This is a genomic window from Nonomuraea sp. K271, assembly GCF_009908215.1.
Lineage (GTDB): Bacteria > Actinomycetota > Actinomycetes > Streptosporangiales > Streptosporangiaceae > Nonomuraea > Nonomuraea longispora.
Genome location: NZ_JAAAHR010000183.1, coordinates 1 through 18664 on the forward strand (window position 1 = coordinate 1; position 18664 = coordinate 18664).

The following is an 18664-nucleotide window of genomic DNA, read 5'->3' on the forward strand; positions in this document are numbered from 1 at the left end:
GACCCCGGGCGTGCCCGGGGTCGCCGCGCTGCTATGCGCTATGTGGTTATCTCATCACGACCAGCGCCGGTCAGCGCTCGTCGTTAGGGGCAACTGTTGGGGTTTCGCTGAGTCGAGCCGACTCGTCCAGGATGTCGGCGCCCTTCTCGCGCAGCGCTGCGATGTGCTGACGCCCATGATGGGCACAGAACAGCAGCTCCCCACCCACAGGCAGGGTCGCGCGAATGTAGGCCTGGGCACCGCAGCGGTCGCAGCGGTCGAGGGCCGTCAGCGGCTTAACGGGGGCGAGAGCTCCAGTCACGTATCGCCTTTCGGGTCACCCCCGCCGAAGCGAGGATCTGGCGTCAGTCACTTGGAACAACATCTAACCGGACGTGGACGTTCCCAACCGCCCCCTCTCTACGCCCAGAGCGGAATGTGTCGGGAAGTAATGATGATCAGCCGGTTGGTAACAGCAAACGCGGCTCCATGGCAAGCTTGTACGCGCGCGTGCGGGAAGAACGGTAAGCTACGCACACGTGTTCGATCCCTAGACTCAGAGGAGCTGGAGTGACGCTAGTGGAGGCGGGTTACACGGCTCGTCACCTGTCGGTGCTTGAGGGCCTCGAGGCCGTCCGCAAGCGACCCGGCATGTATATCGGGTCCACCGACAGCCGCGGGCTCATGCACTGCCTCTGGGAGATCGTGGACAACAGCGTCGACGAGGCGCTCGCGGGTCACTGCAACCGGATCGAGGTCGAGCTCTACGCCGACGGCTCCATCGAGGTGCGCGACAACGGCCGCGGCATCCCCGTGGACATCGAGCCCAAGAGCGGCCTGGCCGGCGTGGAGCTCGTCTACACGAAGCTGCACGCGGGCGGGAAGTTCGGCGGCGGCTCCTACGCCGCGTCCGGCGGTCTGCACGGCGTCGGCGCCTCCGTGGTGAACGCCCTGTCCTCGCGGCTCGACGTGGAGGTCGATCTCGACGGCAGGGTGCACGAGATCAGCTTCCGCCGCGGTGTCACCGGACTCTTCGACGGAGAAGGGCCGACGGCCAAGTTCAGGAAGAAGCCCGGGCTGCGCGTTGGCGAGAAGCTGTCGAAAAAGGTCACCGGCACGCGCGTGCGCTTCTGGGCCGACAAGCAGATCTTCCTGCCTGACGCCGAGGTCTCGCTCGACGAGATCCACGTGCGGCTGCGTCAGACCGCGTTCCTGGTGCCGGGGCTGACCCTCGCGGTCTATGACAGCAGGCACGAGGAGCGCATCGAGGAGGAGTTCCGCTTCGACGGCGGCATCTCCGAGTTCACCGAGTTCCTGGCCCGTGACGAGGCCGTCTGCGACGTGCTGCGCCTGCAGGGCTCCGGCCACTTCCACGAGACCGTGCCGGTCCTCGACGACCAGGGCCACATGACGCCCACGCAGGTGGAGCGCGAGCTGCTCGTCGACGTGGCGGTCCGCTGGGGCAAGGGCTACGAGTCGACCGTGCGTTCGTTCGTCAACGTCATCGCCACGCCCAAGGGCGGCACCCACCTGAGCGGTTTCGAGCGCGGGCTGGTGCGCACGGTCAACGAGGTGCTGCGCGAGACGCGCCTGCTCAAGAACGGCGACGACCCGGTGACGAAGGACGACATCTCCGAGGGTCTGACCGCAGTGGTCGCCGTCCTGGTTCCCGAGCCCCAGTTCGAGGGCCAGACCAAGGAGGTGCTCGGCACCTCCGCGGCCACCCGCATCGTCTCCCACGTGGTCTCCCGCGAGCTCAGGGAGTTGTTCACCAACCCCCCGCGCGGCTACAAACAGCCGCTCAGGGCCGTCCTGGAGAAGATCGTCGCGGCGGCCAAGGCCCGCATCGCGGCCCGTGAGCACCGCGACAACCAGCGGCGCAAGAGTGCGCTGGAAAGCTCAGCGCTCCCGGCGAAGCTGGTCGACTGCCGCAGTGACGACGTCGACCGCAGCGAGTTGTTCATCGTCGAGGGTGACTCGGCGCTGGGCACGGCCAAACTGGCCCGCGACTCGGAGTTCCAGGCGCTGCTGCCGATCAGAGGCAAGATCCTCAACGTCCAGAAGGCCTCTGTGAGCGACATGCTCAAGAACGCCGAGTGCGCCGCCATCATCCAGGTGGTCGGGGCCGGTTCGGGACGCTCGTTCGACATCGAGGCGGCTCGCTACGGCAAGGTCATCCTCATGGCCGACGCCGACGTCGACGGCGCCCACATCCGCTGCCTGCTGCTGACCCTCTTCCACCGCTACATGCGGCCGATGGTGGAGGCGGGGCGCGTGTTCGCCGCGGTGCCGCCGCTGCACCGCATCGAGCTGACCAACCCCGGCAGGGGCAAGGAGAAATACATCTACTGCTACTCCGACGCCGAGTTGCAGAAGGTGCTGCGCGATCTGGAGCGGCGCGGCAAGCGCTGGAAGGACCCGGTGCAGCGTTACAAGGGTCTGGGCGAGATGGACGCCGACCAGTTGGCCGAGACGACGATGGATCCGCGCCACCGCATCCTGCGGCGGGTCCGCATCGAGGACGCCGAGGGCGCCGAGCGCATCTTCAGCCTGCTGATGGGCAGCGACGTCGCGCCGCGCCGCGAGTTCATCGTCAGCAGCGCGGCCGAAGTGGATCGCGACCACATCGACGCATAACGCCCCGCGGCACGTCGAGAGGGGTGCCCGCGACGCGCCTCCGCCACCTTTTCCGTGCAAGACATACGAGCAGGGGCGTCGCGGCCGGCAGCATGTACGCAGGCACAGCCGGCCACGTGCTCGTACGCAGCCGGCCCGGCCGGAAGCACGCCAGGATGAGCAGAACGAGACCCGCGCGGCAGGCCGGCACGTGCAGTTCGCGACCGCCCCCACAACGCGACGCTCACCATGCCCGGTTCCAGCACTGTCAGCCCGTCCATGAACACGCCGTCCATGAACACGCCGTCCATGAACACGCCGTCCACGAACACGCCGTCCACGAACACGCCGGTCACGCGCTCGCCCGTCGCGCTGACCTCATGGCTGACTGCATGAGTCGCCTCCTGAGCCGGGAGCAGAAGTTCCTGGAGCGGAGCCTTCGCAGGACCTCAGGCAGCCCCCCGAGCCGCCTCCCGGCGGTGGCTCTCCGCTGGGCCGACTGCACCGGCCAAGGACCATGGCCGGCCGTGGCGGTGTCCGCGTGATGCCTTCTCCATGCACGAGGTTCCGAGGGCGCGGTTTGATGGCGACCTCGGAATGAGCGACGCCGGTGCTGCTCAAGCCGCGCAGGCCTCTCTGAGGGTGCTGGAGCAGCGCTGAGGGGCGGAGCTGGATTCCGGGGCGTCCGGTGCACTGACGTGGCCACAGGAACGCCTGGGGCGGCCGGGACGCCGGCGGGAGGGGCGACCGTCAGGCCGCCGAGGGGTCCGGTCTCGGCGCGGGGGTCAGCAGGCCGGTGTGCACGTCGTAGATGGCTCCGGCCACCGGCAGGTTCTGCGGCAGGAACGGGGTGCTGCGGATCCGGATGAGATCGTGGCGCAGCGCCTCGTCCTGGTCGGGCACGGTGTGGAACTCGAGGCTGCGGGTGTCGACTCCTTGTTCGCCGGTGAGCGCGTGCACGTCGGAGTCCGTCACCTTGGACATGCCGCAGTCGGTGTGCGGCATCACCAGCACCCGGTCGACACCCAGCAGGTAGACGGCGAGCACCAGAGTACGCAGCACGTCGTCCGTGACCCGGGCGCCGGCGTTGCGCAGGATCTTGGCGTCGCCCGGTTTCAGGCCCAGCAGTCCGAGCGGGTCGATGCGGGAGTCCATACAGGTCACCACGGCCAGCCCGCGGGATGCCCGTCCGGTGAGGGTGGAGTTTCCGAACTCCTTGGCGAACTTCGCGTTGGCGGCGTACAGGTCGTCGAACGCTCTCATGACCACAAATATCCCTCACGCACCGGAAAACATGCGCCCCGGGGGGTCACGAATGGCCCGACTTGGCAAACCTCCCACGAGCGTCCTTCTCTCTGCGTGATGATGTCGTAGCCGTACGTACGGGAGCTAAGAAGGTTGCTCGTGAGTAGGTCCGAATCCCTTGCCGCGTTTCTCCGTGTTCAGGCCTGGCGCCGCCTCGACCGCGTGGAGTCCAACGACGACGGTCGCAACGCCAGGAGCGCGCTGGCGCTCCTCGACACCGCCGCCTACGCGGCCTGTCTCCCCGACGACGATCCGCTCATCCTCATGCTGGACGAGGCGGGTTGTTACGGGCCGCTGGGCTGCGAGGAATTCGACCCGGGGGAGGCGGCCACCCGGCTGATCCGGCGCTGGGAGGGCGGCGAGCCGCACGAGTTGCTGCTCGCGATCCCGTCCGTCATCGCGGCCTCCGGCTGACGGGCCCCGCGCCCCGGCAGAGGAGCGAGACGTTCAGGCGGGAGCGTTGCCGGGCTTCCATTTGATGCCGCACCCGAGTGACGGGTGCTGCTCCTCCGGTACGGGGTCGCCCGCCAGCACGGCGTCGATGGCCGCCCGCAGGGACGCGCCGGTCACCCGCTCGGCGTTGCCCGGCCGGGAGCCGTCGAACTCGCCGCGGTAGGCGAGGCGCAGCTCCGCGTCGTACAGGAAGAAGTCGGGTGTGCACGCCGCCCGGTAGGCCTTGGCCACCTCCTGGCTCTCGTCCAGGAGGTAGGGGAACGTGAACCCGGCCCGCTCCGCCTGCTCCGCGAGGTGTGTCGGGTCGTCATCCGGGTAGTTGACGCTGTCGTTGCTGGAGATGGCGACGATCGACAGTCTCGCGTCGTAGTCGGCGGCCAGTGCGCCGATGCCGTGCTCGATGTGCCGTACGTAGGGGCAGTGGTTGGACAGGAAGATGACGAGGGTGGCGGGTGAGCCCTTGAGGTCTTCCAGCGAGACGCTGCCGCCGTCGATGGCGGTCAGGTCGAAGGCAGGCGCGGGAGTGCCGAGCGGAACCATGAACGAGTTGGCAGCCATGGCAACATTCTTGTCTCCGATCGGCCATGCAAAACGGCCGGGAAGGTGAATTGATGAGCGGCATCGCGCAGTTCCGGACCATCGCGTTCGATTGCCCCGACCCCCAAGGACTTGCGCAGTTCTACTCGAACCTCCTCGGGTGGCCGATCACGTCCTCCGAGGAGGACTGGGTGGTGGTCAGCGACGGCGGGCCGCCCAGGCGGTTGGCCTTCCAGCTCGCCCCCGACCACCAGCCGCCCGCCTGGCCCGACCCGCACCACCCTCAGCAGATCCACCTCGATCTCACCGTGGACGACATGGACGAGGCCGAGGCGCAGGCCATCAAGATCGGCGCGCGCAAGCACGAGCACCAGCCGAGCGAGGAGGACAGCTTCCGGGTGTTCCTCGATCCGGCCGGTCACCCGTTCTGCCTCTGCCGGCCCTGAACGACGCTCCGGTCCGGCGACCCCCGCCCGGGTCAGGGGGATTGCTCCCCTGGCCGGGCCGCCGGGAGCGGGCCGGGACCGGCCCCGCCACACCGGGGCCGATCCCCACGTCAGCGGATCGACCGGGCCAGCAGGTCCACCGCCTTCCCGTACGCTCCCGCAGCCAGCTCGTGGTCGGCCGCGGCCTGCAGGTCGGGCCGCTTGCCCGCGTGCTGCGCGACGTCCCTGGCGACCGAGACGAGCGCGTCGGCCTCGGCGTACGAGACGCTCCCGGAGCGTTCGAGCAGCGCCGCGGCCGCTTCGAGCGCGCCCAGCACCAGCCGTGTGTCGCGGACGGTGCCGTCGGCGTGCCAGTGGCGGCCAGGCAGGGCGGGCGTCAGCAGCAGGGCCGCGGCCTTCGAGCGGCTGTCACCGCGGGCCAGCTCGTGCTGTACGGCCTTGAGCCGGTCGCGGGCGCGGTCGGTGCGCAGCCCCCACCCGTACGGGAACAGCGGGTCGTAGGCGGCGTCGCCCACGTTGATCGGCACCTGCTCCGTCGAGCGGAACCACGTGAACGGCAACCGCCCGGTGTACGGCACCGCGCCGAAGAGAGGGCCGGCCACGCCGTCGCCCTCGGTGCCCGGCAGCCAGGAGGCGACCACGGCCTCGACGCCCGACAGGTCGCCGAGCACCATCGGACGCCCTGATACCACCAGGACGGCGCACTTCATCGCCCCGCACACCCGGTCGACGGCGGCCCGGTCGGCGGGGGACAGCTCCAGCGTGCGGCCCGCGCGTCCCACGTCGCCCTGGCCCTCGGCGTACGGCGTCTCGCCCACCACAACGACGCCCACGTCGTGTCCCGCCAGCCCGGCGGAGGCGTCCCGCGAGTACGTCACGGACCCGGCGCGCGACCGGACCGCCTGCAGGATCGTGGTGCCGGTGGTGATCGGACCGGACGAACCCTGCCAGCTGATCGTCCAGCCCCCCGACTGGTTGCCGATGTCGTCGGCGTTCGAGCCGGCCACGTACACCTTGGCGCCGCGACGCAGCGGCAGCAGGTCGCCCTCGTTCTTCAGCAGCACCTGCGACTTCGCCGCCGCCGTACGGGCGACCGCGCGGTGCGCCGCCGAGCCCACGTCGCCGAGACGGGAGCGGTCGGCGTACGGACGCTCGAACAACCCCAGCCGGAACTTCTGGGTCAGGATCCTCGCGACCGCGTCGTCCACCCGCGCCATCGGCACCCGGCCCGCTTCGACCTCGGCCTTGAGCGCGCCGGTGAACTCCTGGTAGGCGTACGGGACCATGATCATGTCGAGTCCGGCGTTGACCGACGTGCGCACGTCGCTCGGGTAGTCGCCGGGGATCTGGTCGATGGCCTGCCAGTCGCTGATCACGAACCCCTTGAACCCGAGCCTGCCCTTGAGCGTGCCGTTGATCAGCTCGTCGTGGGCGTGCATCTTCAGCGGCCCGTCGCCGAAGTCCATGCTGGAGAACGACGGCATCACGGTGGCCACGCCGCGCTCGACCGCCTCGGCGAACGGCGCCAGGTGGAGCGCTGCCAGCTCCGCGCGGCTGGTCCGGGTGACGCCCTGGTCGATGGTGTAGTCGCCGGTGGAGGACGACCCGTACGCGGTGCCGCCGTCACCCACGTAGTGCTTGGCCGTGGCCAGCACCCCGTTGTCCTGCAGCCCGTCGATGACGGTGGCCATCCGCGTCACCAGGGCGGGGTCCTCGCCGAACGACTCGTACGCCCGGCCCCACCGGTCGTCGCGGGAGACGCACAGGCAGGGGGCGAAGTTCCACGGGATGCCGGTGGCCTTGACCTCCCTCGCGGTGATCTCGCCCGCCTGCTCGACGAGCTCCGGGTCGCGGGCGGCGCCCAGGCCGACGTTGTGGGGGAAGATCGTCGCTCCGACCACGTTGTTGTGCCCGTGCACCGCGTCGACGCCGTAGATCAGCGGCACCTGCAGGCGGGTCTGCCGGGCCTGGAGCTGGAAGGCGTCGATCATGTCGGCCCACCCCTCCGGCGTGTTCGTGGCGGGCGCCGACCCGCCGCCCGACAGCAGCGAGCCGAGCCGGTACGTGGCGATGTCGCTCTGCTTGGCCAGCGCTCCGCGCTCTGCCTGCGTCATCTGGCCGACCTTCTCCTCCAGCGTCATCCTGCCGAGCAGGTCGGAGACGCGGTCCCTGACGGGTTTGCGGGCGTTCAGGTACGGCAGGTCGTGCGCGTTGATGGCGATGACCGGCGGCTCGGCCGGTGGCCGCGTGCCCGTGCCCGCCAACTCGATCGGGATGGTCTCCGCGACCTCGCTCCGCCGGTCCTTGCCGATCTCGACGGTGAACGACCGCGCCGAGCCCGAAGCGGTGCCGGCGGGGAACGTCAGCGTGCCCTGGGCCGGCCGGTAGTCGTCGCCGGAGGTCGCGGTGCCCGTGCCGGTCCTGTAGTCCACGGCCAGGTCGTCGGGTAGCGGCTCTCCGGTGGCCGTGGTGATCGTGACCCTGACCCGTACCCTGTCCTTCTCGTCCGCCGGATAGACGGGCCGGTCCGTGGACAGCCGCACGGGGCGCGGGGGAGCGGTCCCGTACACCTGCACCTCGTCCCAGCGCAGGGTGCCCTGCGCTGTGGGCAGGCGCATCCCGTAGCCCCACATGGCGACCAGGTTCAGCTCACCGTCGGTCGGGGCGCCGCCCGGCTGGTGGTCGGCGCGGCGGGTGAAGCTCTCGAACGGCACCTTCACCTGGCGCCAGCCCGCCGTGTCGTCGGTGAACGACGACTCGAACAGCTCCGAGCTGCCCGGTCCGCCGCCGCCGTCCTTGAGCTCGAAGAAGATCTTCTGACCGGAGCCGGTGCCGTTCACCCAGAAGGAGAAGCCCTCGTACGCGGACCAGTCCTGGGCGGCGGCCAGGTCGTGGGACCAGCCGCCCCACTGGCTGACGTTGTAGACCGAGGTGAGTACCCGGTTCGTGGCGGCCGCCTGCGGCCGGGTGGCGTCGGGCTCGACGGTGAGCGCCGGGGTCGACGCCGCGTCGTTGCCCCAGGCGTACACGCCGGCGGGCACGCCGTCCGACTCGAAGTCGGTGATGGTGAGCGGCTCGGCCGCGGCCGCGGCGGGTGGGGCGACGATGAGCGAGCCGGCCAGGGCGAGGGCGGCCGCCCAGAACGGGGGTCGGGATGGGAACACGGTGCCTCCAGTCGAAGGGGTGAGAGAGCGCTCTCCCACACCATCGGGGGTAAGGCACATTTCATAACATCCACCCACTCGGCACCGTGAGTGCCTGGCACGCGAGGGCGCCGGTGCGACCTCCGGCCCATCCAGACCCCGAGCGCCCCGGCCCGCCCTCCACCTGCCGCTTCACCGGGCGTCGGCGTCTCAGCGACCGCGTACCGCGTTGTCCGGCACCTCGCGCCACTCAGGGCTCACGCCTGCACAGGCCGCTCGGCCGACGCGCGTCCGGGCCGGCGGGCTTCAAGCGTCCGTCATCGTGAACACGGTCACGCCTGCGAAACGTCGGCCGATCGACGGGCTGTCCTGCCACCCCTGCGGAGCCGTCGGCGTCGGCTCTACGCGCCCGCCACCGGCACCCCGGTCGTCGGCCGCGTCGACCCGGTGTCCCCGGCAGCATGGGGGCGCCGGGGAACGTCCGGCTCCTGCACCACGGGTCACTCCTCCGGAGGTGTTTCCTCGTCGGCCGGGGCGCCAGGGCCGGCGGCGAGGGCGCCGCCGACGGCGCCGATCGTGTGGGTGAGACGCACGCCGGAGCCGTCTCGCCGGCCCAGCTCCTCCGGTAGAGGCACCGGCTTGCCCACCGTGGAAACCGCCTTGGCCGGAGCCGGTCCGGCCCAGGCCAGCAGGAGTTCGTCCTCGCCCTTCAGGAACCGCTGGGCCCGCACGCCGCCCGTGGCCCGGCCCTTGGCGGGGAACTCGGCGTAGTCGGACACCTTGCCGCCGCCCACCTGCGTGCCGGGCAGCGCCGTGGACGAACCGGCGATCGTGACCACATGGCCGGGGCGTTCCGGGTCGACGGCGCCGAACCAGATCACCCGCGCGTCACCGTCGAGGCGGATGCCCGCCATGCCCCCCGCGGGACGCCCCTGCGGGCGCACCAGCTCGGCGGAGTAACGCAGCAACTGGGCGTCGGAGGAGATGAACACCAGGTCGTGGTCCTCCGACACCAGCTCGACGGCGCCCACCACGCGGTCGCCCTCCTTGAGCGTGATGACCTCGAAGTCGTCGCGGTTGGCCGGATAGTCGGGCACCACCCGTTTGACCACGCCCTGCGCCGTGCCCAGCGCCAGGCCGGGACCGTCGGGGTCGAGGGCGCCGAGGCCGACGACCTTCTCGTCGGGCTCGAGTGAGACGTATTCGGAGACGGGATGGCCGCCCGACAACGACGGCGGGTTGGCCGAGGGCGGCAGCGTCGGCAGGTCGACGACCTGGACGCGGATCAGCCGGCCGTGCGAGGTGACCACGCCCACCTCACCGCGTACGGAGGTGCGTACGACGGAGACGAGCACGTCGTGCGCGGTGCGCTCGCCCTCGCCCGCGAGCGGCGAGGCGTCGGAGGTGCGGGCCAGCAGGCCGGTCGAGGACAGCAGCGCCAGGCACGGGTCGTCGGCCACCTGGAGCGACTGGATCGGGGTGCGGGCGACGCCCGGCGCCTCCAGCAGCACGGTCCTGCGCGGCGTGCCGTAGCGCTTGGCCACGTCGGCCAGCTCGCCCGAGACCACCTGGCGGAGCCTGGCGGGTGAGGAGAGGATCTCGGTCAGCGCGGCGATCTCGTCGCTCAGCGTCTGCTTCTCGCGGTCGAGCTCCAGCTTGTCGTATTTGGTCAGCCGGCGCAGCGGCGTGTCGAGGATGTAGGCGGCCTGGATCTCGGACAGCTCGAAGACGTCCATCAGGCGGGTGCGGGCCTGCGCCGAGTCGTCGGAGGACCGGATGACCTGGATGACCTCGTCGATGTTGAGCAGCGCGATGATGAGGCCGTCGACCAGGTGCAGGCGCTCCTGGCGCTTGCGGCGGCGGAACTCGGACCTGCGGCGGACGACCTCGATGCGGTGGTCGACGTAGACCTGGAGCATCTCGCGCAGCCCGAGCGTGCGCGGCTGGCCGTCGACCAGCGCGACGTTGTTGATGCCGAAGGTCTCCTCCATCGGCGTCAGCCGGTAGAGCTCTTCCAGCACGGCCTCGGGGATGAACCCGTTCTTGATCTCGATGACCAGGCGCAGGCCCTTGTGCCGGTCGGTGAGGTCTTTGAGATCGGCGATGCCCTGCAGCTTCTTGCTGGTCACCAGCTCTTTGATCTTGGCGACCACGCGCTCGGGGCCGACGTTGTAGGGGAGCTCGGTGACGACGATGCCCTTGCGGCGCGGGGTGATCTGCTCGACCGCGCACGTGGCGCGCATGCGGAACGTGCCACGCCCGCTCTCGTACGCGTCGCGCACCCCCTGCAGCCCGATGATCGAGCCGCCGGTCGGCAGGTCGGGCCCCGGCACGTATTTCATCAGCTCGTCGAGCGTCGCCTCGGGCTTCTTGATCAGATGGCGGGCCGCGGCCACGACCTCGGTGAGGTTGTGCGGGGCCATGTTGGTGGCCATGCCGACCGCGATGCCGCTCGTGCCGTTGACCAGCAGGTTGGGGAAGGCCGACGGCATGACCGTGGGCTCGGTCTCCTGGCCGTCGTAGTTGGGCTTGAAGTCGACGGTGTCCTCGTCGAGCGACTCGACCATGAGCATCGCCCCCGGGGCCAGCCTGGCCTCGGTGTAACGCATGGCGGCGGGCGAGTCGTCGGGGGAGCCGAAGTTGCCGTGGCCGTCAACGAGCGGCAGGCGCATGGAGAACGGCTGCGCCAGCCGGACGAGCGCGTCGTAGATGGCGCTGTCGCCGTGGGGGTGCAGCTTGCCCATGACGTCGCCGACGACGCGCGAGGACTTGACGTGGCCGCGGTCGGGGCGCAGGCCCATCTCGCTCATCGAGTAGAGGATGCGCCGCTGCACCGGCTTGAGGCCGTCACGGGCGTCGGGCAGGGCGCGCTGGTAGATCACCGAGTAGGCGTATTCGAGGTAGCTCGTGCGCATCTCGGAGGAGACGTCGATGTCGACGATCCGCTCCTCGAAGTCCTCGGGTGGGGGTGCAGTCGTGCGTCGGGCCATCTTGTGCTGCGCGGCTGCCTCGGTCGTCGCGCCGAGGGGAAGCGCATCCTCCTTCTGTCCTTGTGCGGTAACCGTAACCGTCAGCCCGGCGAAGCGGCGTCAGGTCGGCGGGTGGGGCGTCGACGTAAGCTCTCCCGGTCGCGGCGCGATGGCGGCCGAAGGCGCGTGCGGGCACGAGACCGGTGCGGGTGTGACGTTTTCGCCCCTGGAGATGATGGCACGAGCCAGGCGCCCTATGACGTATCCATGGCGTTGCTCATGCCTGCGCAGGCCCGATGCGGGGCCGCGCGGGCGTGGGCCGCTGCCGTCAAGACGCCTCCTCGGTGACGATCCGGTGCCGGGGAGTGTGCGCTGCGCGCCTTTCCGGCGTCAAGATGATACGCGATCCGGACCACTTCTCGTAAGCATGTTCGATCGTGCGTCTTCTTGACCAAGCAATTGCTTGGGTGTTACGTTCCGGACACGAGGGTCCCCGTCGTCTTCGGAGGCGTCATGATCGAGTTTCACCCCGTGACGAAGCACATCGGCGCCGAGGTCACCGGGGTCGATCTGCGTAAGCCGCTCTCGCCGGAAGAGGTCACCACCCTGCGCCAGGGCTGGCTCGAGCACCTCGTGCTGTTCTTCCGCGACCAGCACATCGACGACGAGCACCACCTCCAGTTCGCCCTCAACTTCGGCACGCTCAACCACCCCGCCTTCAAGAAGGACTCCACCAGCCCCATCCACGTGCTCGACCAGACCTCGCCCAAGGGCGAAGGCGGCGACGAGTGGCACAGCGACAACACCTTCGAGCCGATCCCGCCGATGGGCTCGCTGCTGCGCTGCGTCCAACTGCCCAGCGTGGGCGGTGACACGTGCTGGGCCAACACCTACCTGGCGTACGAGGCCCTCTCGCCGTCGCTGCAGCGGCTGTGCGACGAGTTGAGCGCCGTGCACGACATCACGATGTCGATGAAGAAGGCCATCTCCAAGGGGCACCCGTTCGACCTGGCCGAGATCCAGGCCAAGTGGCCGCCGATCGAGCGCCCGGTCGTCCGCGTGCACGCCGAGACCGGCCGCAAGGCCCTTTTCGTCAACCGCGCGTCGACGACCCGTCTGGTGGGGCTGAGCGACAGGGAGAACGAGGCGCTCCTGCCCTTCCTCATCGACCACATCCGCTCGCCCGAGTTCCAGCTGCGGCTGCGGTGGCGGCCGGGGACGCTGGCCTTCTGGGACAACCGCCCCACCCAGCACTACGCGGTCGCCGACTACACCGAACGCCGCCGCATGCACCGCGTCACCATCAACGCCTTCCCGGAGCACGCCGACGCGTAGTCTCGGTGAACCGCCCGGGCGAGCCCCCGTAGGCGATGTCGCGTGCGGCCGGGCCGAAGAACACGACGACGGCCGCCAGGGTGCGGCCGGCGGTGACGTTGATGAGCACCTGCCGGTCGGGCACCTGGTCCAGGGTGGGGGAACGCGGGGTGGTAAAGGTCCAGACCTCGGTGCCCTCGCCGCCTGCCGTGGCCAGGACCAGGGCGACCAGGCTGACTATTCTTGCGGTTCGGGGGACTGCGGAGCAGATATGACGGCTACGAGTCCCATTCCGTCGTGCGGACCTGGTAACAAGGGAGGCATGATTGACGCCCCCGATGCCGGGATGCTACGGGAAGAGGCCGAGACGCGGCTGCGGGCCCTGGCGGGCGAGCACGCCGTGCTCCGCGACGACCAGTGGGCCGCCATAGAGGCGCTCGTGATCGACCGCCGCAGGGTGCTCGTCGTGCAGCGCACCGGATGGGGCAAGTCGGCGGTCTACTTCGTGGCCACCGCGCTCCTGCGCGAGCTCGGCGAGGGCCCCACCGTCATCGTCTCCCCGCTGCTGGCCCTCATGCGCAACCAGATCGCCGCCGCCGAGCGCGCCGGAATCAGGGCCGTCACCATCAACTCCGCCAACCCGGAGGCGTGGGAGGAGATCTACGGCCAGGTGGCCGACGGCATGGTCGACGTGCTGCTGGTCAGCCCCGAGCGGCTCAACAACCCCGACTTCCGCGACAACGTCCTGCCCGAGCTGGCCGAGAGCGCCGGGCTGGTCGTCGTCGACGAGGCTCACTGCATCTCCGACTGGGGCCACGACTTCAGGCCCGACTACCGCAGGCTGGCGACGTTGTTCGGCGACCTGCCGCCGGGCATCCCCGTGCTCGCCACCACCGCGACCGCCAACGCGCGCGTCACCCGCGACGTGGCCGAGCAACTGCGCCTTCCGCCGGAGCTGCGGCCCGAGGGCGGCGACGACACACTCGTGCTGCGCGGGCCGCTGGAACGCGAGAGCCTTCACCTGAGCGTCGTTCGCCTACCGTCCGCCGAGCAGCGACTGGCCTGGCTGGCCCAGACGCTGCGCGAGCTGCCCGGCTCCGGCATCGTCTACACCCTCACGGTGGCCGCCGCCCACGAGATCTCCGGCTATATGCGCGAGCAGGGACTGGAGGTGGCCGCCTACTCCGGCCAGACCGAGCCGGCCGAGCGGCTGGCGGCCGAGGACGCGCTGCTGCGCAACGAGATCAAGGCGCTGGTGGCGACGAGCGCGCTCGGGATGGGGTTCGACAAACCCGATCTCGGGTTCGTGGTGCACGTGGGCGCGCCGCAATCACCCGTCGCCTACTACCAGCAGGTCGGGCGGGCCGGCCGCGGCGTCGAACGGGCGGAGGTCATCCTGCTGCCCGGCACGGAAGACCGCGACATCTGGGCCTATTTCGCGTCCCTGGCCTTTCCCCCCGAGCCGGTCGTACGCACCACCCTCCAGACCCTCGAAGAGCGCGGCGTCATGTCCACCCCCGCGCTCGAAACGGCCGTCGACCTGAGCCGCGGCCGGCTGGAGATGATGCTCAAGGTCCTCGACGTCGACGGCGCGGTACGCCGGGTCAAGGGCGGCTGGGAGGCCACCGGCCGGCCCTGGGACTACGACGCCGAGCGTTACGCCCGCATCGCGGCAGAGCGCAAGGCCGAGCAGGACGCCATGCTCGCCTACCTGACCACCTCCGAGTGCCGGGAGCAGTTCCTGCGCAGGCACCTCGACGACGAGACCGCCACGCCGTGCGGCCGCTGCGACAACTGCACCGGCACGCACCGCTCGACGGAGATCGGCGCGCAGGCCGTCGAGGGCGCCCGCGAACGCCTGAGCAGGCCCGGCGTCGAGATTCTGGCCCGCAGGCAGTGGCCGACCGGCCTGCCCGACCTGTCCGGCCGCATCAAGCCCGAACTGGGCGCGGAGCCCGGCAGGGCGCTCGGGCGGCTGACCGACATCGGGTGGGGCAACCGGCTCCGTGAAATGTTCAACGCCGGCGACGGGCCGATGGCCGACGACATGTTCGCGGCCGTGGTGAAGGTGTTGTCCGCGTGGGAGTGGCGTGAGCGCCCGGTGGTCGTGGTGAACGTGCCGTCCGCGACGCGGCCCAAGCTGGTGCGCACGTTCGCCGAACGGCTGGCCCAGGTCGGGCGGCTGTCCTACCTCGGAGAGCTGGGCTACCGCGCGGGCTCGCCCGGTCAGCAGTTCAACAGCGCCAAACGGGTGCAGGCCATCAGGGGCACGCTCGCCATGCCGAAGGACGTGGGCGCCGCGATCGCGCAGTGCGGAGGTCCAGTCCTGCTCATCGACGACCGCGTCGACACGGGGTGGACGATGACGCTGGGTGCGGCCCTGGTGCGCCACGCCGGGGCGCCCGCCGTGCTGCCGCTCGCGCTGGCCACCACGTCCTGACCGGCGCGGCCGGTCAGGTGAGACCCATCGTGACCAGGTCGTAGTTGCCGAAGACCGGGCTGACATGGACGTTGGCTGCCCTGACCCCGCGCAGCAGCAAGGGGGTCCGCCAGGCCAGTGGCACGAGCAGCTGTCCGCGATCAACGGCAGGAATGCGCCGGGGTCGGGCCAGTCAGGGCTGCAGGTCTTGGCGATGAGGCCGACCTTCTCCTTCCCGAGGTAGGGAGGGCTGCCGCCGTACTTCCGGTAGAACTCCTCGAGCGGTTCGCGCTCGAGGGTGAGGGCGATTTCGACCTCGGCGAGCGCGGCCCGGCCTCGGCCGCGCTGCTCTCGACGGGGGACAGATCCTGGTAGAGGCAGGTCGCCGTGAAGCCCGAAGGGCTCCCGCACGCCCGCAACGACTCCCTGGCGGCCTCCGGGTCGCCGGCCGGCGTGAGGTTCGGATCGGCGTGGCGGCGGCCGGCGATCGTGGGCGGCGGCAGTGACGTCGACGTCCCGGTGGTGCCGTGGACGCGGGCGAGGGCGCTCAGGTCCAGAGCGCGGACGACCGCACGGCGGCACTCGACGTTGTCGAGCGGCGGCACCTGCGGGTTGATCGCCAAGAGCGCGACGGAGGTGGTGACGGGGGCGTCGGCCCGCGCCTTGAGCGCCGGATCGCCCAGCATCGCTTCGACGGCTTCCCCCGCCACCTGCGGGCCGTAGTCGAGGGTGCCCGCCCGCAGGCGCTCGGTGGCGTCGTCCACGCCGACGTCGACTCGATCACGTAGCTGTCGGGGAGGTCGAGCGCGAGGTCGAACATGCTCGAACCTGGGCACGGCGACTCGACTTGCGAGGTGAACGTGCCTGATGCGGCACTAGAACGGGGGACGCGCTCCCAGGTGCATGATGGCCTTGGCCGCCAGGCGGCAGCCCGACGCCAGCGCCTCCGCCGGCGGCTTGCCTTCGAGCCACGGCGGCAGGAACCCGGCGGAGAACGCGTCACCCGCGCCCGTGCCGTCGACGATCTTGTCGACCGGCTCGGCGGCGACCCGGACCGGATCGGGGCGGCCGTTGGTGTACCACAGTGCGCCCTCGGCGCTCATCTTGATCACGACCTGCGGGAACCACGCCGTCAGCACCTTGGCGGCGGCCTCGGGCTCGTCGCGGCCCGTCAGGACCTTGGCCTGGTCGATGTTGGCGAACAGCAGCTTGGCGCCGTTGGTCCACTCGAGGAACGGCTCGGCGCCCGTGCGCTCGAGCGGCGCGGACGAGGCGCAGTCGACCGTGATCGACATGCCGGTGCGCCTGGCCATGTCGAGCGCCGCCAGACCCGCGTCGCGCGAACCCTCGTTGATCAACGTGTAGCCGGAAAGATGCAGATGGGTGCCCTGACCGAACAGATCGCGCGGGAGGTCCTCCGGCGACAGCGCCGCGTTGGCGCCCGGGTCGGACAACATCGTGCGCTCGCCCTTGTGCGTGACCAGCACCACGCAGGTGCCGGTCGGCCGCTCGGGATCCATGACCAGCCGGGCGTCGACGCCGTAGCCCATCAGCTCCATGTCACGGTTTCGCCCCGTGATGTCGGCGCCTCTGCGGCCGATGAAGGCCACCTCGGCGCCTTCGACGGCCAGCCACGAGGCGATGTTCGCCCCCGAGCCCCCGCCGTGCATGGTCACGATCGCCGGGGTGTCGCTCGCCCTGGCGAGCGCATAACGGGCGCGCGCGACCGCGTCGGTCATGAGATCGCCCACCACGACGACCCGCGTCATGATGTCACCACCTTGCTGCCTTCGGAACGAGCCTGGCCACGGCAAAACTAACAGCTTCCGGGCTCCTCGTGGGACGGACCCATCACACAGGGCAGCAGTCGATGCACAAGCGTTGCCCAATAGGGGCCCCGGGTCTTGGCATGTGGGATGCGGGTTTACGCTCGGGACTGTGGAGGAACATTATCCGGCTCACTGGGAGGCGGATGTCGTCCTGGCCGACGGCGGCACCGCACACGTCAGGCCGATCAGGCCCGCCGACGCCGGCCGTCTCCGTTCCTTCTACTCCCGTCTGTCCGACGAGTCGATCTATTTTCGCTTCTTCGGGCCCCGGCCGCGCCTGTCCGACAAGGAAGTCGAACGCTTCACGAACGTCGACTACGTCAACAGGGTCGCGCTGATCGCCACCATCGGCGACGAGATGGTCGCCGTGATCCGCTACGACCGCACCGGCCCCGGCGAGGCCGAGGTCGCCTTCCTCGTCGAGGACGCCCACCAGGGCAGGGGAGTGGCCTCCGTGCTGCTGGAACACCTGGCCGCCACGGCCCGCGAACGCGGTATCGAACGCTTCATCGCCGACGTCCTGCCCGCCAACATGCGCATGACGGGCCTGCTGCGGCAGGCGGGCTACACGGCCCAGAGCCAGTTCGCCGACGGCGTCGTACGCATGACGCTCGACCTCACCCCCACCGACACCTCGGCCGAGGTGACGGCGGCCCGCGAGCACCGCGCCGAGGCCAGGTCCATCGCCAGGCTGCTCACCCCCGGCTCGGTCGCGGTCATCGGCGCGTCGCGCGAGCCGGGAGGCGTCGGCCAGAGCGTCCTGCGCAACCTGCTGGCCGCCGAGTTCACCGGTCCCGTCTATCCGGTGCACCGCGAGGTGCGGGCGGTGCACGGCGTACGCGCCTATCCGAGCGTGACGGCGATCGACGACGAGGTCGACCTGGCCGTGGTGGCCGTGCGCGCCGAAAGCGTGATCGACGTGGTCAAGGAGTGCGCGGAGAAGGGCGTGCACGGGCTGGTGGTGGTCTCGTCGGGGTTCGGCGAGACGGGCCCGCGGGGCCGCGTCAGGCAGGACGAACTGGCCCGCATCGCCCGCTCCTACGGCCTGCGGGTCGTCGGCCCCAACTGCCTCGGCATCGCCAACACCGACCCCGCCGTCAAGCTCAACGCCACCCTCGCGCCCACCGTGCCCGGCCGGGGCAAGGTGGGGTTCTTCAGCCAGTCGGGCGCGCTCGGCACCGCGCTGCTCCAGCGGGTGGCGCAGCGCGGCATGGGCATCTCGTCGTTCGTCTCCGCGGGCAACCGGGCCGACGTGTCGGGCAACGACCTGCTGCAATATTGGGAGGAAGATGACTCCACCGACGTGATCCTGCTTTATCTGGAGTCGCTCGGCAATCCGCGCAAGTTCACCCGGCTGGCCCGGCGCATCGCCCGCCGCAAGCCCATCGTGGTGGTCAAGAGCGGCGGCACTCCCGCGGGGCACTCGGCGAAGGAGCTCGGGCTGCCCGACTCGGCGATCAGCTCGCTGTTCGAGCAGGCGGGGCTGATCAGGGTCGACGATCTCATCCAGCTGTTCGACGTGGGACAGGTGCTGGCCTATCAGCCGCTGCCCGCCGGGCCCAGGGTCGCGCTCGTGACCAACTCCGACGCGCTGGGTCTGCTCGCCGCCGACGTCTGCCTCGCCGCGGGTCTCGAGCCCCGCCCGCCCGTCAAC

General features: G+C 70.4%; 13 protein-coding genes. 6 read left to right on the forward strand and 7 right to left on the reverse strand.

The features are described 5' to 3' along the window. Positions 1–70 precede the first annotated feature (70 nt). Positions 71–301 carry a DUF7455 domain-containing protein gene (locus GUY59_RS49470; protein WP_132342023.1) on the reverse strand — a complete coding sequence of 77 codons (231 nt, stop codon included), beginning with the start codon at positions 299–301 and terminating at the stop codon, positions 71–73. 248 nt (positions 302–549) lie between these two features. On the opposite strand from GUY59_RS49470, the gene GUY59_RS39620 reads away from it, so the two are divergent. Next, on the forward strand, positions 550–2616 hold the full coding sequence (locus GUY59_RS39620; RefSeq protein WP_138203987.1) for a DNA gyrase/topoisomerase IV subunit B: 2067 nt from the start codon (positions 550–552) through the stop codon (positions 2614–2616). A 729-nt stretch (positions 2617–3345) separates the two neighbouring features. Here GUY59_RS39620 and GUY59_RS39625 read toward each other — a convergent pair. Beyond that, a complete protein-coding gene (locus tag GUY59_RS39625; RefSeq protein WP_138203985.1) occupies positions 3346–3858 on the reverse strand; it encodes a beta-class carbonic anhydrase in 513 nt (170 codons plus the stop codon). A 141-nt stretch (positions 3859–3999) separates the two neighbouring features. Between GUY59_RS39625 and GUY59_RS39630 the strand changes: the two genes are divergently transcribed. Next, a complete protein-coding gene (locus GUY59_RS39630; RefSeq protein ID WP_132337629.1) occupies positions 4000–4314 on the forward strand; it encodes a hypothetical protein in 315 nt (104 codons plus the stop codon). Positions 4315–4347: 33 nt separating this feature from the next. Here GUY59_RS39630 and GUY59_RS39635 read toward each other — a convergent pair whose 3' ends face one another. Continuing rightward, positions 4348–4911, reverse strand: coding sequence for a thioredoxin family protein (locus tag GUY59_RS39635; protein WP_138203983.1), 564 nt, complete (start codon positions 4909–4911; stop codon positions 4348–4350). A 53-nt stretch (positions 4912–4964) separates the two neighbouring features. On the opposite strand from GUY59_RS39635, the gene GUY59_RS39640 reads away from it, so the two are divergent. Further along, on the forward strand, positions 4965–5336 hold the full coding sequence (locus GUY59_RS39640) for a VOC family protein (protein WP_132337625.1): 372 nt from the start codon (positions 4965–4967) through the stop codon (positions 5334–5336). A gap of 110 nt (positions 5337–5446) precedes the next feature. Here the strand turns inward: GUY59_RS39640 and GUY59_RS39645 are convergent, their stop codons facing one another. Both GUY59_RS39645 and GUY59_RS39650 read right to left on the reverse strand, forming a co-directional pair. Continuing rightward, positions 5447–8500 carry a glycoside hydrolase family 3 N-terminal domain-containing protein gene (locus GUY59_RS39645; RefSeq protein WP_252375086.1) on the reverse strand — a complete coding sequence of 1018 codons (3054 nt, stop codon included), beginning with the start codon at positions 8498–8500 and terminating at the stop codon, positions 5447–5449. Between the two features lie 479 nt (positions 8501–8979). Then, positions 8980–11469 (reverse strand): DNA gyrase/topoisomerase IV subunit A, encoded by a 2490-nt coding sequence (locus tag GUY59_RS39650; protein ID WP_138203979.1) that lies wholly within the window; start codon positions 11467–11469, stop codon positions 8980–8982. A 492-nt stretch (positions 11470–11961) separates the two neighbouring features. Here GUY59_RS39650 and GUY59_RS39655 point away from each other — a divergent pair, with 492 nt between their 5' ends. Both GUY59_RS39655 and GUY59_RS39660 read left to right on the forward strand, forming a co-directional pair. Then, positions 11962–12783: a TauD/TfdA dioxygenase family protein gene (locus GUY59_RS39655; RefSeq protein WP_138203977.1), complete on the forward strand. Its 822-nt coding sequence runs from the start codon at positions 11962–11964 to the stop codon at positions 12781–12783. A 301-nt stretch (positions 12784–13084) separates the two neighbouring features. Beyond that, positions 13085–15202: a RecQ family ATP-dependent DNA helicase gene (locus GUY59_RS39660; RefSeq protein WP_236667949.1), complete on the forward strand. Its 2118-nt coding sequence runs from the start codon at positions 13085–13087 to the stop codon at positions 15200–15202. Positions 15203–15342: 140 nt separating this feature from the next. On the opposite strand, the gene GUY59_RS39665 is transcribed toward GUY59_RS39660, so the two are convergent. Next, a complete protein-coding gene (locus GUY59_RS39665) occupies positions 15343–15945 on the reverse strand; it encodes an ABC transporter substrate-binding protein (RefSeq protein WP_161714941.1) in 603 nt (200 codons plus the stop codon). Between the two features lie 111 nt (positions 15946–16056). Continuing rightward, complete coding sequence (locus tag GUY59_RS39670) at positions 16057–16950, reverse strand: carbohydrate kinase family protein (RefSeq protein ID WP_138203974.1); 894 nt, start codon at positions 16948–16950, stop codon at positions 16057–16059. Between the two features lie 169 nt (positions 16951–17119). Here GUY59_RS39670 and GUY59_RS39675 point away from each other — a divergent pair. Then, the coding region (locus GUY59_RS39675; RefSeq protein ID WP_161714942.1) for a bifunctional acetate--CoA ligase family protein/GNAT family N-acetyltransferase at positions 17120–18664 on the forward strand (1545 nt) is incomplete at its 3' end.

Coding starts and splice junctions, on each gene's coding strand:
- GUY59_RS39640 (WP_132337625.1), top strand. CDS start 4,965: ATGAGCGGCATCGCGCAGTTCCGGACCATCGCGTTCGATTGCCCCGAC.
- GUY59_RS39625 (WP_138203985.1), bottom strand. CDS start 3,858: ATGAGAGCGTTCGACGACCTGTACGCCGCCAACGCGAAGTTCGCCAAG.
- GUY59_RS39670 (WP_138203974.1), bottom strand. CDS start 16,950: ATGACGCGGGTCGTCGTGGTGGGCGATCTCATGACCGACGCGGTCGCG.
- GUY59_RS39635 (WP_138203983.1), bottom strand. CDS start 4,911: ATGGCTGCCAACTCGTTCATGGTTCCGCTCGGCACTCCCGCGCCTGCC.
- GUY59_RS39650 (WP_138203979.1), bottom strand. CDS start 11,469: ATGGCCCGACGCACGACTGCACCCCCACCCGAGGACTTCGAGGAGCGG.
- GUY59_RS39655 (WP_138203977.1), top strand. CDS start 11,962: ATGATCGAGTTTCACCCCGTGACGAAGCACATCGGCGCCGAGGTCACC.
- GUY59_RS39660 (WP_236667949.1), top strand. CDS start 13,085: ATGATTGACGCCCCCGATGCCGGGATGCTACGGGAAGAGGCCGAGACG.